12 protein-coding genes are annotated in these 16732 nt (G+C 71.0%); 5 read left to right on the top strand and 7 right to left on the bottom strand.

Annotated features, from left to right (window positions below):
* Window positions 1-102 precede the first annotated feature (102 nt).
* Window positions 103-987, top strand: coding sequence for a rhomboid family intramembrane serine protease (locus ABZY33_RS10960; protein WP_356491254.1), 885 nt, complete (start codon window positions 103-105; stop codon window positions 985-987).
* 44 nt (window positions 988-1031) lie between these two features.
* On the top strand, window positions 1032-1850 hold the full coding sequence (locus tag ABZY33_RS10955) for a chitosanase (RefSeq protein ID WP_356491222.1): 819 nt from the start codon (window positions 1032-1034) through the stop codon (window positions 1848-1850).
* Between the two features lie 130 nt (window positions 1851-1980).
* Here ABZY33_RS10955 and ABZY33_RS10950 read toward each other — a convergent pair whose 3' ends face one another.
* From ABZY33_RS10950 to ABZY33_RS10940, 3 genes are all read right to left on the bottom strand, one after another.
* Window positions 1981-3441 carry a glutamate synthase subunit beta gene (locus ABZY33_RS10950; RefSeq protein WP_356491221.1) on the bottom strand — a complete coding sequence of 487 codons (1461 nt, stop codon included), beginning with the start codon at window positions 3439-3441 and terminating at the stop codon, window positions 1981-1983.
* Window positions 3434-8062 (bottom strand): glutamate synthase large subunit, encoded by a 4629-nt coding sequence (gene gltB, locus ABZY33_RS10945; protein ID WP_356491220.1) that lies wholly within the window; start codon window positions 8060-8062, stop codon window positions 3434-3436. The genes ABZY33_RS10950 and gltB overlap by 8 nt, the downstream gene beginning before the upstream one ends.
* A gap of 395 nt (window positions 8063-8457) precedes the next feature.
* Window positions 8458-9189, bottom strand: a complete 732-nt coding sequence (locus tag ABZY33_RS10940) for a VIT1/CCC1 transporter family protein (protein ID WP_356491219.1) — start codon at window positions 9187-9189, stop codon at window positions 8458-8460.
* 315 nt (window positions 9190-9504) lie between these two features.
* Here ABZY33_RS10940 and ABZY33_RS10935 point away from each other — a divergent pair, with 315 nt between their 5' ends.
* Genes ABZY33_RS10935 through ABZY33_RS10925 form a run of 3 tightly spaced genes read left to right on the top strand, consistent with a single transcriptional unit; the run spans window position 9505 to window position 12619 of the window.
* Window positions 9505-10464, top strand: coding sequence for a sugar ABC transporter permease (locus tag ABZY33_RS10935; protein ID WP_356491218.1), 960 nt, complete (start codon window positions 9505-9507; stop codon window positions 10462-10464).
* Window positions 10461-11309, top strand: a complete 849-nt coding sequence (locus ABZY33_RS10930) for a carbohydrate ABC transporter permease (protein ID WP_356491217.1) — start codon at window positions 10461-10463, stop codon at window positions 11307-11309. The genes ABZY33_RS10935 and ABZY33_RS10930 overlap by 4 nt, the downstream gene beginning before the upstream one ends.
* Entirely contained in the window at window positions 11309-12619 is a 1311-nt protein-coding gene (locus tag ABZY33_RS10925; protein WP_356491216.1) for a sugar ABC transporter substrate-binding protein, read from the top strand. The genes ABZY33_RS10930 and ABZY33_RS10925 overlap by 1 nt, the downstream gene beginning before the upstream one ends.
* Before the next feature lie 26 nt (window positions 12620-12645).
* Here ABZY33_RS10925 and lgt read toward each other — a convergent pair whose 3' ends face one another.
* The 4 genes from lgt to trpB form a co-directional block, all read right to left on the bottom strand.
* Window positions 12646-13599 (bottom strand): prolipoprotein diacylglyceryl transferase, encoded by a 954-nt coding sequence (gene lgt / locus ABZY33_RS10920; protein WP_356491215.1) that lies wholly within the window; start codon window positions 13597-13599, stop codon window positions 12646-12648.
* A gap of 99 nt (window positions 13600-13698) precedes the next feature.
* Window positions 13699-14466, bottom strand: a complete 768-nt coding sequence (locus ABZY33_RS10915; RefSeq protein WP_356491214.1) for a thioredoxin domain-containing protein — start codon at window positions 14464-14466, stop codon at window positions 13699-13701.
* 71 nt (window positions 14467-14537) lie between these two features.
* Window positions 14538-15353: a tryptophan synthase subunit alpha gene (gene trpA / locus ABZY33_RS10910; RefSeq protein WP_356491213.1), complete on the bottom strand. Its 816-nt coding sequence runs from the start codon at window positions 15351-15353 to the stop codon at window positions 14538-14540.
* Window positions 15350-16639, bottom strand: a complete 1290-nt coding sequence (trpB, locus tag ABZY33_RS10905; protein WP_356491212.1) for a tryptophan synthase subunit beta — start codon at window positions 16637-16639, stop codon at window positions 15350-15352. Before trpB ends, trpA begins: the two co-directional genes overlap by 4 nt.
* Window positions 16640-16732 lie beyond the last annotated feature (93 nt).

Below are 16732 nucleotides of genomic sequence, written 5' to 3'. Positions count from 1 at the left end.
TACCCGGCGCGGCGGGGCGGGCGGGGTTGGCTATGTTGTTCGCCGCTTACGTCGACGACTTTCAGGAGCCCGGCCGTGGAGCCCTCGCCTCAGTCCGCCGCGGTGCCGGCGTGCTACCGCCATGCCGGCACCGGGACGCAGATCAGCTGCGTCCGCTGTGAGCGGCCCATATGCCCGGCCTGTATGCGTGAGGCCGCCGTGGGGTTCCAGTGCCCGGAGTGCGTGCGGGAGGGGGCCCGTTCGGTGCGGCGGGCCCGCACGGTGGCCGGTGGCCGTGTGTCGGCCGTGCCTGTGGTGACGTACGCGCTGATGGCCGTGAACGTGCTCGCCTACCTGGGTGAGGTGCTGTGGCCGGCCGTGGTGGAGCGGCTGCAGATGCTGGGCCTCGGGCTTGTCGGGCCGGACGGCGTGGGCTACGTCTATCAGGACCGCTACCCGGCGGACTTCCACGCCGAGGGGGTGGCGGACGGTGAGTGGTACCGGCTGCTGACCGGCGCCTTCCTCCATCTGCCGCCCACCGAGGGCGTGTTCGGCATCCTGCACATCGTGCTGAACATGGCCTCGCTGTGGAACCTGGGCCGGATCGTCGAGGCCCAGCTGGGCCACGTCCGCTACCTCGCCGTCTATCTCCTTGCCGCGCTGGGCGGTTCGGTCCTGGTCCTGCTGCTCGCGCCGCGGACCCCGACGATGGGGGCGTCCGGCGCGATCTTCGGCCTGGGCGCGGCGTACTACGTGATCGCGCGGCGGCTCGGTGCGGACATGCGCGGGGTCAACCGGTTCATGGCGTACTTCCTGCTGTGGATGCTGGTCTCCGCCGGGTTCACGTCGTGGCAGGGGCACCTGGGCGGGCTGCTGGCGGGCGGTCTGGTGACGGCGGGCCTGGTGTACGCGCCGCGGGGGCGCCGGGGCGTGGTGCAGGGGGCGGTGTGCGGGGCGGCTCTGGTGCTGCTGGGGGTTGCCGCGGCGGTGGGCGCGGCGGCGCTGTAGGGCGCTCCGCACGCGTGTCCGGGCGCCCGCATACGCTGTCCCGCATGAAACGCGCGGGCCGCCTCCTCCTTCCGTTCCTCACCGTGGCCTGGCTGGCGACGGCGGCGGTCGCCTGCCGGTCCTCCGAGCCGGCGCCCGCGGCGGGCGCCGGCGGGGCCGGGCTCGCCGCACCGGACAAGAAGGAGCTGGCGCAGGAGCTGGTGTCCAGCGCGGAGAACTCCACGCTGGACTGGCGCGGCCAGTACGGCTACGTCGAGGACATCGGCGACGGGCAGGGCTACACGGCGGGCATCATCGGGTTCTGCACCGGCACCCACGACCTGCTGACGCTGGTGGAGCACTACACGAAGGCCCACCCGGACAACGGCCTCGCCCGCTACCTGCCCGCGCTGCGCGAGGTCGACGGCACGGATTCGCACGCGGGCCTCGACCCGGGTTTCCCGGCGGCCTGGAAGGCGGAGGCGAAGGTGGCGGCGTTCCGCGCGGCGCAGGACGAGGAGCGCGACCGGACCTACTTCGATCCGGCGGTCCGCCGCGCCGAGCGCGACGGCCTGGGCACGCTCGGCCAGTTCATCTACTACGACGCGATGGTCATGCACGGCCCCGGCACCGGCCCGGACGGCTTCTACGGCCTGCGCACCCGGGCCATGAAGGAGGCCGACACCCCCGCCGAGGGCGGCGACGAGACGGCGTACCTGGACATCTTCCTGGACGGGCGGCGCGCCCTGATGAAGTCACAGCGCGCCCACCGGGACACGAGCCGCCTCGACACCGCCCAGCGCCGGTTCCTGTACGACGGGAACCTGTCGCTGCGGACGCCGCTGACGTGGCGGGTGTACGGGGAGACGTACCGCGTGGGCTGAGCCGGTGCGGGGCGTACGCCGTGGGCGCGGGCCCGGACGCACCGCGACGCCCACCCGGTCGTCCGGTCGGGGACAGTGGGGCAGGCGTCGCGCTCAGTTCCGTACGCCGTTGTACGGGACGTTCTGGGGGTCAGACCGCGAGGGCGCGGTCCGTCGGGCGGATCGGGGCGGGCAGTTCGGAGACGCCGGTCAGGAAGCGGTCCACGCCGCGGGCGGCCGAGCGGCCCTCCGCGATGGCCCAGACGATCAGGGACTGGCCGCGGCCCGCGTCGCCGGCGACGAAGACGCCGGGGACGTTGGTCTGGAAGTCGGCGTCGCGCGCGATGTTGCCGCGGGCGTCGAGGTCCAGGCCGAACTGGGCGACGAGGCCGTTCTCCTGGTCGGTGCCGGTGAAGCCCATGGCCAGGGTGACCAGCTGCGCCGGGATCTTGCGCTCGGTGCCGGGCTTCGGGGTGAGCTTGCCGTCGATGAACTCGACCTCGGTGAGGTGCAGCGCCTGGACGTTGCCGTCCTCGTCGCCCTCGAAGTGGGTGGTGGAGACGGAGTAGACCCGCTCGCCGCCCTCCTCGTGCGCGGAGGTGACCTTGTAGAGCATGGGGAAGGTCGGCCAGGGCTGGTTGGGGCTGCGCTCCTCGCCGGGGCGCGGCATGATCTCCAGCTGCGTGACGGAGGCGGCGCCCTGGCGGTGGGCGGTGCCCACGCAGTCGGCGCCGGTGTCGCCGCCGCCGATGACGACGACGTGCTTGCCCGCGGCGGTGATGGGGGGCTGCACGAAGTCGCCCTCCTGCACCTTGTTGGAGAGCGGCAGGTACTCCATGGCGAAGTGGATGCCGTTCAGCTCGCGGCCCGGGACCGGCAGGTCGCGGGAGACCGTGGCGCCGGCGGCGACGACGACGGCGTCGTAGCGCTTGCGGAGCTTGGCGGCGTCGAGGTCGCGGCCGATCTCCACGCCGGTGCGGAACTTGGTGCCCTCCGCGCGCATCTGCTCGATGCGGCGGTTGATGTGGCGCTTCTCCATCTTGAACTCGGGGATGCCGTAGCGCAGCAGGCCGCCGATGCGGTCGGCGCGCTCGTAGACGGCGACCGTGTGTCCTGCCCGGGTCAGCTGCTGGGCGGCGGCGAGACCCGCCGGGCCCGAGCCGATGACGGCGACGGTCTTGCCGGAGAGCCGCTCCGGGGCCTGGGGCGCGACGTCGCCGCGGTCCCACGCCTGGTCGATGATGGAGACCTCGACGTTCTTGATGGTGACGGGCGGCTGGTTGATGCCGAGCACGCACGCCGACTCGCACGGGGCGGGGCACAGGCGACCGGTGAACTCCGGGAAGTTGTTCGTGGCGTGTAGCCGCTCCTGCGCCGCCGACCAGTCCTCGCGGTAGGCGAAGTCGTTCCACTCGGGGATCAGGTTCCCCAGCGGGCAGCCGTTGTGGCAGAACGGGATGCCGCAGTCCATGCAGCGCGAGGCCTGCTTGCTGATGATGGGGAGCAGCGAGCCCGGGACGTAGACCTCGTTCCAGTCGCGCAGGCGCACGTCGACGGGGCGCGTCTCGGCGACTTCGCGCCCGTGGTTGAGAAAGCCCTTGGGATCAGCCATTGGTCGCCGCCTCCATCATCTTCTCGGTGATCGCGGTCTCGGAGAGACCCGCTCGCTCGGCGGCGTCCTTGGCGGCGAGCACTGCCTTGTACGTGCTGGGGATGATCTTGCTGAAGCGCTCCACGGACACCGTCCAGTCGGCGAGCAGCTTCTCGGCGACCGTCGAGCCGGTCTCCTCCGCGTGGCGGCGCACGACGTCGTGCAGCCACTCCTTGTCGGCGTCGTCCAGGACGTCGACCGCGGCGACGCTCGTGGCGTTCACCTGGTCCCGGTCCAGGTCGATGACGTACGCGACGCCGCCCGACATGCCGGCCGCGAAGTTGCGGCCCGTCTCGCCGAGGATGACCGCGTGGCCGCCGGTCATGTACTCGCAGCCGTGGTCGCCCACGCCCTCAGCGACGACCGTGGCACCGGAGTTGCGGACGCAGAAGCGTTCGCCGGTGCGGCCGCGCAGGAACAGCTCGCCGCCGGTCGCGCCGTAGGCGATCGTGTTGCCGGCGATGGTGGAGAACTCGGCGAGGTGGTCGGCGCCGCGGTCCGGGCGGACGATGATGCGGCCGCCGGACAGGCCCTTGCCGACGTAGTCGTTGGCGTCGCCCTCCAGGCGCAGGGTCACGCCGCGCGGCACGAACGCGCCGAACGACTGGCCCGCGGAGCCGGTGAAGGTGATGTCGATGGTGTCGTCGGGCAGCCCCGCCCCGCCGAACTTCTTCGTCACCTCGTGGCCGAGCATCGTGCCGACCGTGCGGTTGATGTTGCGGATGGCGACCTGGGCGCGGACCGGCTGGGCCTCGGTCTGGTCGTTCGCGGCGAGGGCGTCGGCGGCGAGCTTGATCAGCTCGTTGTCGAGCGCCTTCTCCAGGCCGTGGTCCTGCGTGGCGATCTGGTGGCGGACGGCTCCGGCGGGCAGCTCGGGCACGTAGAAGAGCGGTGCCAGGTCCAGGCCCTGCGCCTTCCAGTGGGTCACGGCCCGCTCGGTGTCGAGGAGTTCGGCGTGGCCGACCGCCTCTTCGAGGGTGCGGAAGCCCATCTCGGCGAGGAGCTCGCGGACCTCTTCGGCGATGAACTCGAAGAAGTTGACGATGTACTCGGCCTTGCCGGAGAACCGCTCGCGCAGCGTCGGGTTCTGCGTGGCGATGCCGACCGGGCAGGTGTCCAGGTGGCAGACGCGCATCATGACGCAGCCGGAGACGACGAGCGGCGCGGTCGCGAAACCGAACTCCTCGGCGCCGAGCAGCGCGGCGATGAGCACGTCGCGGCCGGTCTTGAGCTGGCCGTCGGTCTGCACGACGATGCGGTCGCGCAGGCCGTTGAGGAGCAGCGTCTGCTGGGTCTCGGCGAGCCCCAGCTCCCAGGGGCCGCCCGCGTGCTTGAGCGAGGTGAGCGGCGAGGCGCCGGTGCCGCCGTCGTGGCCGGAGATGAGGACGACGTCCGCGTGGGCCTTGGAGACACCCGCGGCGACCGTGCCGACGCCGACCTCGGAGACCAGCTTCACGTGGATCCGCGCCTGCGGATTCGCGTTCTTCAGGTCGTGGATCAGCTGGGCCAGGTCCTCGATGGAGTAGATGTCGTGGTGCGGCGGCGGCGAGATGAGGCCGACGCCGGGCGTCGAGTGCCGCGTCTTGGCGACCCACGGGTAGACCTTGTGGCCGGGCAGCTGGCCGCCCTCGCCGGGCTTGGCGCCCTGCGCCATCTTGATCTGGATGTCGTCGGCGTTGACGAGGTACTCGCTGGTCACGCCGAAGCGGCCGGAGGCGACCTGCTTGATGGAGGAGCGGCGCGCCGGGTCGTAGAGGCGCTCGGGGTCCTCGCCGCCCTCACCGGTGTTGGACTTGCCGCCCAGCTGGTTCATGGCGATGGCGAGGGTCTCGTGGGCCTCGCGCGAGATGGAGCCGTAGGACATGGCGCCGGTCGAGAACCGCTTGACGATCTCCGAGACCGGCTCGACCTCGTCGATCGGGATCGGCTGCCGCTCGCCGGTCTTGAAGCCGAACAGGCCGCGCAGCGTCATCAGGCGCTCGGACTGCTCGTTCACCCGGCCCGTGTACTTCTTGAAGATGTCGTAGCGGCGCGAGCGCGTGGCGTGCTGGAGCCGGAAGACGGTGTCCGGGTCGAACAGGTGCGGTTCGCCCTCGCGGCGCCACTGGTACTCGCCGCCGATGTCGAGCGCGCGGTGGGCCGGCGCGATGCCGGTGACCGGGTAGGCCTTGGCGTGGCGGGCCGCGACCTCTTCGGCGATGACGTCGAGGCCGGCGCCGCCGATCTTGGTGGTGGTGCCGTTGAAGTACTTCTCGACGAAGGCCTCGTCGAGGCCGACGGCCTCGAAGACCTGCGCGCCGCGGTAGGAGGCGACGGTCGAGATGCCCATCTTGGACATGACCTTCAGGACGCCCTTGCCGAGCGCGTAGATGAGGTTGCGGATGGCTTCCTCGGGCTCGCCGTTCTCGTCACCGGCCAGGAACGTGCCGGCGCGGACCAGGTCCTCGACCGACTCCATCGCCAGGTACGGGTTGACGGCGGCGGCGCCGAAGCCGATCAGCAGCGCGACGTGGTGGACCTCGCGGACGTCACCGGCCTCGACCAGCAGCCCCACCTGGGTGCGCTGCTTGGTGCGGATGAGGTGGTGGTGGACGGCGGCGGTGAGCAGGAGCGAGGGGATCGGCGCGTGCTCGGCGTCGGAGTGCCGGTCGGAGAGGACGATGAGGCGGGCGCCGGCCTCGATGGCGGCGTCGGCCTCGGCGCAGATCTCGTCGATGCGGGCGGCGAGGGCCTCGCCGCCGCCGGAGACCCGGTAGAGGCCGGAGAGGGTCGCGGCCTTCATGCCGGGCATGTCGCCGTCGGCGTTGATGTGGATGAGCTTGGCCAGCTCGTCGTTGTCGATCACCGGGAAGGGCAGGGTGACCGAGCGGCAGGAGGCGGCCGTGGGCTCCAGCAGGTTGCCCGCGGGACCGAGCGAGGAGCGCAGCGAGGTGACGAGCTCCTCGCGGATCGCGTCCAGCGGCGGGTTGGTGACCTGCGCGAAGAGCTGCGTGAAGTAGTCGAAGAGCAGCCGCGGGCGCGCCGAGAGGGCGGCGATCGGGGTGTCGGTGCCCATCGAGCCGATCGGTTCGGCGGCGGTCCTGGCCATCGGCGCGACGAGAATGCGCAGCTCTTCCTCGGTGTAGCCGAAGGTCTGCTGGCGGCGCGTGACGGAGGCGTGCGTGTGGACGATGTGCTCGCGCTCGGGCAGGTCGGAGAGCTCGATCTCGCCGGCTTCGAGCCACTCCGCGTACGGGTTCTCGGCGGCGAGGCCGGCCTTGATCTCGTCGTCCTCGATGATGCGGTGCTCGGCGGTGTCGACGAGGAACATCCGGCCGGGCTGGAGGCGGCCCTTCTTGACGACCTTCGCCGGGTCGATGTCGAGGACGCCGACCTCGGAGCCGAGGACGACGAGGCCCTCGTCGGTGACCCAGTAGCGGCCGGGGCGCAGGCCGTTGCGGTCGAGAACGGCGCCGACCTGGGTGCCGTCGGTGAAGGTGACGCAGGCCGGGCCGTCCCAGGGCTCCATCATCGTGGAGTGGTACTGGTAGAAGGCGCGCCGGTCGGCGTCCATGGAGGCGTGGTTCTCCCAGGCCTCCGGGATCATCATGAGCACGCTGTGCGGAAGCGAACGGCCGCCGAGGTGGAGCAGTTCGAGCACCTCGTCGAAGGACGCGGAGTCCGAGGCGTCCGGCGTACAGACCGGGAAGACCCGCTCCAGCTTCTGCTTGCCGTCGGCGTCGGCGCCGAACAGCCGGGAGGCGAGCTGGGACTCGCGGGCCCGCATCCAGTTGCGGTTGCCCTTGACGGTGTTGATCTCACCGTTGTGCGCGACGAAGCGGTAGGGGTGCGCCAGCGGCCACGAGGGGAAGGTGTTCGTGGAGAAGCGCGAGTGCACGAGCGCGATGGCCGAGGCGAAGCGGCGGTCGGACAGGTCCGGGAAGAAGGGCTCCAGCTGGCCGGTGGTCAGCATGCCCTTGTAGACGATGGTGCGGGCGGAGAGCGACGGGAAGTACACGTCGGCCTCGCGCTCGGCGCGCTTGCGCAGCAGGAACGCCTTGCGGTCCAGCGCGATGTCCTTGTTGACGCCGTCCGCGACGAAGAGCTGCCGGAAGGCGGGCATCGTCGCGCGGGCGGTGGCGCCCAGCATCTGGGGGGCGACCGGGACCTCGCGCCAGCCGAGGACCGTCAGGCCCTCTTCGGCGGCGATCGTCTCGATGTGCGCGACGTACTCCTGCGTGCCCTGCTCGGGCAGGAAGGCGATACCGACGGCGTACGAACCGGCCGCGGGCAGGTCGAAGCCGACCGACTCGCGCAGGAAAGCGTCCGGGACCTGGGACAGGATGCCCGCGCCGTCACCCGAGTCGGGCTCGGAGCCGGTGGCGCCGCGGTGCTCCAGGTTGCGCAGAACCGTGAGCGCCTGTTCGACCAGCGCGTGGCTCGCCTCGCCGGTGAGGGTGGCCACGAAGCCGACGCCGCAGGCGTCGTGCTCGTTGCGCGGGTCGTACATGCCCTGGGCGGCAGGGCGAGCATCCATGTGCGACCGGTTCGTGGCGATCCGGCCGTTGCTGGAGTGCTGGGACGGCTGGCGCGGCGTACGCATCGGCTCTCCCGTCGTCGTCGTGGCATTGGTGGTGCCGAGGGACGACGTTGGCCCTCTGCGAGGTACTGCTGAAGTACTGAGAAGCGCTGCCCGCAGTACCTCTGACGTACTGCTGGAGTTCAAGCTGCTGCAAAATTTCGTGCAGATTACATGATGGAGCGAATCTCGGAAACCGGATACTTCGTTCCATCATGCGGACACCGCGGGTGGCGGTGGAGGGGAACACCGGCGGGCAGATCGATGTCCCGGGGGCCGGTACGCCGTTGCGCGTCGCGGGCCTCATTGCCCACAGCGCTTACGGCTCATGCCCCGTGGTCAAGCAATCGAAACAGTCCAGTAACGACTACTTATGCAAGACCCTGTATAGCCATCTTCCGGTCGTGACCGGCGAGCCGTCAACCTACTGCGGTTCCGAAGAGGCTGCCCAGGAGATACGTCACACCCGCCGCGGCGCCGCCCAGGGCCAGCTGGCGCACCCCGCTGAACCACCACGAGCGCGCCGTCACCCGGGCCACCACGGCCCCGCAGGCGAAGAGGCCGACCAGTGCGAGCACCACGGCGGGCCACAGCGCGCTCGCCCCCAGCAGGTAGGGCAGGACGGGCAGCAGGGCGCCCAGCGCGAACGAGCCGAACGAGGAGACCGCGGCCACCGTCGGCGAGGGCAGGTCGCCCGGATCGATCCCCAGCTCCTCGCGCGCGTGGATCTCCAGCGCCTGCTCGGGGTCCTTCGACAGCTGCCGCGCCACCTCCGCGGCCAGCTCGGGCTCGACGCCCCGCGACACGTACAGCTCGGCGAGCTCGCGCTCCTCGTCCACCGGGTGCTTGCGCAGCTCCCGCCGCTCGACGGCCAGCTCCGCCTCGACCAGCTCGCGCTGGGAGGCGACGGAGGTGTACTCGCCGGCCGCCATGGAGAAGGCGCCGGCGGCGAGCCCGGAGAGGCCGGTGATGATCACGGTCTGCTGCGAGACGGCGCCGCCGGCCACGCCGGCCATCAGCGCGAAGTTGGAGACGAGGCCGTCCATCGCGCCGAACACCGCCGGGCGCAGCCAGCCGCCGCTGACATCGCGGTGGGTGTGGTTGTCCCGGTGCGCGTCGTGCAGCGTCGCCTCGGTCTCGATGATGGCCATGCTCTGATCCCCACTCCCCGATGTCGTCCTACGCCGTCGAAAGTACGCGCGAAGCAGAGGCGCCGCTAGCAAGGAAGGCCGTACTTACCTGCGGTTTTGCACCCTGCGCAACGGACCTGACCTCACTCTTCCCCGGCTCGCCCGTGAGATGGATCACTTGGCTGGTCCGTTGACGGCGGGGGAATCTGGCACCGAGCATCCGTAAGCCTCTCCCGCTCCGGGAAGCGTGTACGGAAAGACCCGCTCCTGCCCGCCGAGGAGACAGCAGAGCCGAGGGCAGCGGCCTCGGCGCCCGAGAGTTCACGAGGTCCGAGCATGAGACGCACCGCCTCCCGGGACAGCGCCGTCCCGGGCAGCCGCGGCACCCCGCCGCCGCGCACCCCCGGACAGCGCAGAGCAGCGCTCGGCCTGGACCGGGACGCCTGGTTCCTGCTGCTCCCCGCGCTCCTCCCGATCCTGCTGCTCAGCGTCGGGCCCCTGCTGTACGGCCTCTCGCTGGCGTTCACGGACGCGCAGGCGGGCCGCACCTCCCCCACCCGGTTCATCGGCCTGGACAACCTCCTGGACCTGCGCCACGACAGCCTCTTCTGGGAGTCGTTCCGCATCGGCCTGATCTGGGCGGTGTGCGTCACCGTCCTGCAGTTCGTCCTCGCCCTCGGCCTGGCGCTGCTGCTCGACCAGAACCTGCGCTTCCGCTGGCTGGCCCGCACCCTCGCGCTGGTCCCCTGGGCGATGCCGGAAGTCGTGGTCGGCATCATGTGGCGCCTCGTCTACCACGCGGACGCGGGCGTCCTCAACAAGGCGCTGACCCAGCTCGGCGTCGTCCACGAGAACGTCGACTGGCTCTCCGACCTCTCCTACGCGCTGCCCGCGGTGATCGTCGTCGGCGTCTGGGCGGGCATGCCGCAGACCACGGTCGTCCTCCTCGCGGGCCTGCAGAACGTGCCGCTCGAACTGCGCGAGGCGGCCCAGCTGGACGGCGCCGGGCGGTGGCGCCGCTTCACCACCGTGACCTGGCCGGCCCTCAAGCCGGTGGTCCTGTCCATCACCGCCCTGAACTTCATCTGGAACTTCAACTCCTTCGGCCTGGTCTACGTGCTCACACAGGGCGGCCCGGGCGGCAAGACCCGCCTGCCGATGCTGTTCGCCTACGAAGAGGCGTTCAAGTACGGGCAGTTCGGCTACGCGGCCGCGATGGGCCTCGTCATGATCGCGGTGATCGCGGTGCTGCTCACCCTCTTCCTGCGCAGGCGCCTGAAGGAGGACACGGCATGAGCGCGAACCGGGCACTCTCCCGCGCGGCGGGCCGGACGGGCCAGTACGCGGCCCTCCTGTGCTACCTGGTCTTCCTCGCCTTCCCCCTGCTGTGGCTGCTGTCGACCTCGCTGAAGTCCCCGCGGGAACTGGGCTCGATCGACCCGGCCTGGCTCCCCCGCCACCCGGGCCTGGACAACTACCGGGCCGCGTTCGACGCCCAGCCCCTGCTGCACTCCGCCCTGAACAGCCTGACCGTCGCGGTGAGCGCCTCCCTGATCTCGGTGGCGGTCGCCGTCCCGGCGGCGTACGTGATGGTCCGCCACCGGACCCGCGTCAGCCGGGCGGGCACCGCGTGGATCCTGGTCAGCCAGATGGTCCCGTTCGTCCTGGTGATCATCCCGCTGTTCCTCGTCCTGAAGAACCTGCGCATGATCGACAGCATCCCGGGCCTGATCATCGTCTACGTCGTCTGGAACCTGCCGTTCTCGCTCTGGATGCTCCAGGGTTACGTGAAGGCGGTGCCGGTCTCGCTGGAGGAGGCGGCGGCGATGGACGGCGCGGGCCGGCTGCGCACCCTCGTCAGCGTGGTGCTGCCGCTGCTGGCGCCCGGCCTGGTGGCCACGCTGATGTTCAGCTTCGTGACGGCCTGGAACGAGTTCTTCTTCGCCCTCGTGCTCCTCAAGTCCCCGGAGAACCAGACGATGTCGGTCATCCTCACCCGCTTCCTCGGCGCCGAGGGCGTCGCGGACCTCGGCCCACTGGCGGCGGCCTCCGTCCTCGCCACCCTCCCCAGCCTCGTCTTCTTCGCACTGCTCCAGCGCCGGCTCGTGGGCGGCATGCTCAGCGGGGCGGTGAAGGGCTGATGCGCGCACGACGGACCGGCGCGCTGGTCCCGGCCGCCCTGTGTACGGTGCTGGTGGCCGGCTGCGGCGGGAGCGGGCACTCGGCCGACGGCACGGTCACCCTCGAATTCCTCTCCCTGGCCTGGCAGAAGGAGTCGGTCGACGCCAACAAGGCCCTGGTGAAGCAGTGGAACGACACCCACGCGCACGTCAAGGTCAAGTACGTCCAGGGCAGTTGGGACACCGTCCACGACCAGCTCCTCACCTCCTTCGAGGGCGGCGAGGCGCCGGACATCCTGCACGACGACGCCTCCGACCTCACGGACTTCGCCAACGGCGGCTACCTCGCCGACCTGACGCCGTACCTGCCCGCGTCCCTGCGCAAGGACATCCCCCGGACGTCCTGGTCCACGACCACCTACAAAGACGCGACGTACGGCGTCCCCTTCCTCCAGGAGCCGCGTGTCCTCATCGCCGCCACCAAGCTGCTGAAACAGTCCGGCGTGCGCATCCCGACGGCCCGGCATCCGTGGACGTGGGAGGAGTTCGAGTCGGTCTCCCGCACCCTCACCCGCGACCGGAACCACGACGGCAAGCCCGAGCGCTACGGCGTCGCCTGGTCGATGAAGGAACCGGTCAGCCAGTCCGTCAACCTCGCCCTGTCCACCGGCGGCCGGATCTTCTACCAGGACAAGGACGGCAAGAACGAGATCCGCTACGGCGAGCGGGACGCGGCCGTGGCGCAGCTCATCAACCGGCAGGTCAACACGGACCGCACCGCGCCCCGGTCGGGCCTCGGCATGTCGGGTTCGGACACCCTGCCCGGCTTCTTCGCGGGCCGCTACGCGATGCTGCCGCTCAACTTCTCCTACCGCCAGCAGGTCCAGCAGCAGGCGCCCGAGGGGTTCGACTGGACGGTGCTGCCCATGCCCTCCGGCGCCGGGGGTCTGGCGCAGGGCACCGCCCCGCAGACCCTCTCGGTCTCCGCGGACAGCCCGCACAAACAGGCGGCGACCGACTTCATCGCGTACCTCACCCAGGCCCGGCACCAGGTCCGGCTGGCGCGCGGGGACTGGCTGTTGCCGACGAGTACGCAGGCGCTCGAGGACCCGGCGCTCACCACGGACACGTACGGCTGGAAGACCGGGTCCGACATCGCCGCCGCGCTGCGCCCCTCCCCCGTCCTCGGGGTGCGCGGCTACGCGGAGTGGAAGGACAAGGTCGCCACCCCGGCCTTCCAGGAGTACTACAACGGCGCCTTCGGCGTCGGTGAACTCCGCGCACGCCTGGCCACCGACGGCAACCGCATCCTCGACCGCTACCAGCGCTGATCCGAGGGTGGACCCAGCGACCCCGCTCAGGCCTTCTTGACCTCGGCGTCGGTGTCGGTGTCGGCATCGCCCTTGGTCGCGGCCTCGTCCTTGGCCTCGGTGTCGCTCGTGGCCTCGGTACCGGCCTCGGTACCCGCCTCGTCCTGGACCGTGTCGGAGCCGGACGCCTGCGGCTCGACGATCTCCTCGCGTCCCGGCCGCTTCTTCGCCGACACCACCAGGTAGACCACGGCGAGCAGGAAGACGAAGATCGCCGTCCAGTTGTTGAGGCGCATCCCCAGGATGTGGTGCGCGTCGTCGACCCGCATGTACTCGATCCAGAACCGGCCGACGCAGTACGAGGCCACGTAGAGCGCGAACGCCCGGCCGTGGCCCAGCTTGAACCTGCGGTCGGCCCAGATGACGAGCAGGGCGACCCCGATGCACCACAGGGACTCGTACAGGAACGTCGGGTGGTAGGTGCCGGGCATCCGCCCGTCCGCGTCCGACGTGATCTTCAGGGCCCACGGCAGATCGGTCTTCCTGCCGTACAGCTCCTGGTTGAACCAGTTGCCCCAGCGGCCGACGGCCTGCGCGAGGGCGATGCCGGGGGCGAGGGCGTCGGCCCAGGCCGGGAGCGGGATACCGCGGCGGCGGCAGCCGATCCAGGCGCCGACCGCGCCGAGCGCGATGGCGCCCCAGATGCCGAGGCCGCCCTCCCAGATCTTGAAGGCGTCCACCCAGTCACGGCCGTCGCTGAAGTACAGCTCGTAGTCCGTGATCACGTGGTAGAGGCGCCCGCCGACCAGGCCGAAGGGCACCGCCCAGACCGCGATGTCGGCGACCGTGCCGGGCTGCCCGCCGCGGGCGACCCAGCGCCTGTTGCCGAGCCACACGGCCACGAAGACGCCGATGATGATGCAGAACGCGTAGCCGCGCAGCGGGATCGGCCCGAGGTGGACCACGCCCTGCGACGGACTGGGGATGTAGGCAAGTTCCATGGCAGGGTCGACGCTACCGTGCCGGGCCGCGGTCACGTCCGGCAGCCCGGCTACGTCTCCATAACAAGCCCCGCACGCAGCCCCCGCCCGGAACCGGTCCTACTTGTCGGCGTCCTGCACCGTCTGCTTCAGCTTCGCCGGGGTCATGGTCTGGTCGTCCATGAGGTTCTTGCCGTTGAGCAGCACCGTCGGGGTGCCCTTGTGGCCGGCGTCCTGGAACGCCTTGTAGGACTTAGCGATCCAGCCGTCGTGCGTGCCCTCGTTCACACAGCTCTTGAAGGAGTCGGTGACGAGGCCGTCGACCTTGCCGGCCAGGTCGATCAGCTTGCCGTTGTCCGAGAAGGTGTCCTCGGTCTCCTTCGGCTGGTTCTCGTACAGCACGTCGTGGTACTCGGTGAACTTGCCGGCGTCCTGCGCGCACGCCGCCGCGTTCCCCGCGCGCAGCGAGCCGCTGCCGCCCATGTTCGAGTCGATCAGCGTGACCGTGTGGTACTCGGCCTTCAGCTGTCCCGCGTCGGTCAGCTCATGGATCGTCGAGCGGAAGCCGTCCTCGAAGGACTTGCAGGCGGGGCAGCGGAAGTCCTCCCACACCGTGAGCGTCGATCCGGCGCTGTCCTTGCCCACCGGGACGGCCAGCCCGTCCTTGCCGGCGGCGCCCTTCGGCGCGGCCGCCGACGTGGAGCCGGAACTGTCGTCCCCCGAGTTCGCCGCGACCACCCCGATCACGGCGGCCAGGCCGAGCACGCAGATGACGGCGGCGCCGACGATCAGTGTGCGGCGCCGCTTCTCCGCGGCTCGCTGCTTGTCTCGCTCCGCGGCCAGCCGGTCCCGGGCCACGCGCTTTCCCTCACGGTTCTTCTCGCTCACACCTGCGCCAACGAACCGGGGAGCCACGAGCGTGCCTCCCCGGTTCACTTCCACCCAGATGGGTGACCTGGCTACACGGTGCGCCGTACGCCCGCGGCCAGCTCCGCGGCGAGGGCCCGGACCGCCGCGACACCGGAGGCCTCGTCCGCCGCGTCGAGCAGCCGCTTCACGAACGCCGAGCCGACGATGACGCCGTCGGCGAAGGCCGCGACCTCCTTGGCCTGGTCGGCGTCGGAGACACCGAGGCCGACGCAGACGGGCAGGTCGGTGGTGGCCTTGGTGCGGCGCACGAGGTCCTGGGCCTGGCCGCCGACGGACTCGCGGGTGCCGGTGACACCCATCAGCGAGGCGGCGTAGACGAAGCCCGAGCCGGCCGCCGTGATGGTGGCGAGCCGCTCGTCCTTGCTGCTGGGCGCGACGACGAAGACGGTCCCGAGGCCGTGCTTGTCGGCGTGCTCGCGCCAGGTCGCCGACTCCTGCACGGGCAGGTCGGGCAGGATGCAGCCGGCGCCGCCCGCCTCGGCGAGTTCGGCGGTGAACCGCTCGATGCCGTAGCGGTCGACGGGGTTCCAGTACGTCATGACGAGGACCGGCTTGCCGGTGGCCTCGTGGGCCTCGCGGACCGTGCGCATGACGTCCTTGATCTTCAGGCCGCCGCGCAGCGCGATGTCGTCGGCGGTCTGGATGACCGGCCCGTCGAGCACCGGGTCGGAGTGGGGCAGCCCCACCTCGACCACGTCGGCGCCGCCGTCGAAGGCGGCCTTGACGGCCTCGATGCCGCCGTCGACCGTCGGGAAGCCGGCGGGCAGGTAGGCGATGAGGGCGGCGCGGCCCTCGGCCCCGGCGGCCGCCAGGGTGTCGGACAGGAGTTGGATGTTCCCGCTCACTTGGCGTCCCCCTCGATCTCGGCGGTCTGCGCGGCGTCGGCCGCGACCTCGGCGTCGGCGCCCTCGTCGTAGAGACCGAAGTAGCGGGCGGCGGTGTCCATGTCCTTGTCGCCGCGGCCGGACAGGTTGACGACGATCAGCCCGTCCGGGCCCAGCTCCTTGCCGACCTCCAGGGCGCCGGCGAGGGCGTGCGCGGACTCGATGGCCGGAATGATGCCCTCGGTGCGCGAGAGCAGGCGCAGCGCCTGCATCGCGGCATCGTCGGTGACGGCGCGATACTCGCCGCGGCCGCTGTCCTTGAGGTAGGCGTGCTCGGGGCCGATGCCCGGGTAGTCGAGGCCCGCCGAGATCGAGTACGGCTCGGTGATCTGGCCCTCCTCGTCCTGGAGGACGTAGGAGCGGGAGCCGTGCAGGATGCCGGGCTCGCCCGCGGTCAGGGTCGCCGCGTGCTCGCCGGTCTCGATGCCGTGGCCCGCGGGCTCGCAGCCGACGAGGCGGACGCCGGCGTCCGGGATGAAGGCGTGGAAGAGGCCGATGGCGTTCGAGCCGCCGCCGACGCAGGCGATCGCGGCGTCGGGCAGCCGTCCCGCGCGCTCCAGGATCTGGCGGCGCGCCTCGACGCCGATGACGCGGTGGAAGTCGCGGACCATCGCCGGGAAGGGGTGGGGTCCGGCGACGGTGCCGAAGAGGTAGTGCGTGCGGTCGACGTTGGCGACCCAGTCGCGGAACGCCTCGTTGATGGCGTCCTTGAGGGTGCGGCTGCCGGACTTCACGGCGATGACCTCGGCGCCGAGCATGCGCATGCGGGCCACGTTCAGGGCCTGGCGCTCGGTGTCGATCTCGCCCATGTAGATGGTGCATTCGAGGCCGAACAGCGCGCAGGCGGTGGCCGTGGCGACGCCGTGCTGGCCGGCGCCGGTCTCGGCGATGACGCGGGTCTTGCCCATGCGCTTGGTGAGCAGCGCCTGGCCGAGCACGTTGTTGATCTTGTGTGAGCCGGTGTGGTTCAGGTCCTCGCGCTTGAGGAAGACGCGGGCGCCGCCCGCGTGCTCGGCGAACCGGGGCACCTCGGTCAGCGATGACGGGCGGCCCGTGTAGTGGACGAGGAGGTCGTCCAGCTCGCGGGCGAACTCGGGGTCGTTCTTGGCCTTGTCGTACTCGACGGCGACCTCGTCCACGGCGGCGACGAGCGCCTCCGGGATGAACGTGCCGCCGAACGCGCCGAAGTAGCCTTCGGCGGTGGGGACCAGACCCTCGGGGTCCGGGATGAAGTACTCGCTGGACATAGCGGGCTTACCTCACTGGTGTGGCGTGATGAGTGGACGTGGGTACGCCTTCGCGCCGTAGATGCCGCGGTGGTGTGGCGACGGACAGCCGTC

It is taken from the genome of Streptomyces sp. NPDC006552 (assembly GCF_040611655.1).
Taxonomy (GTDB): Bacteria; Actinomycetota; Actinomycetes; order Streptomycetales; family Streptomycetaceae; genus Streptomyces.
This window is presented reverse-complemented; position numbering and strand designations above follow the sequence as displayed.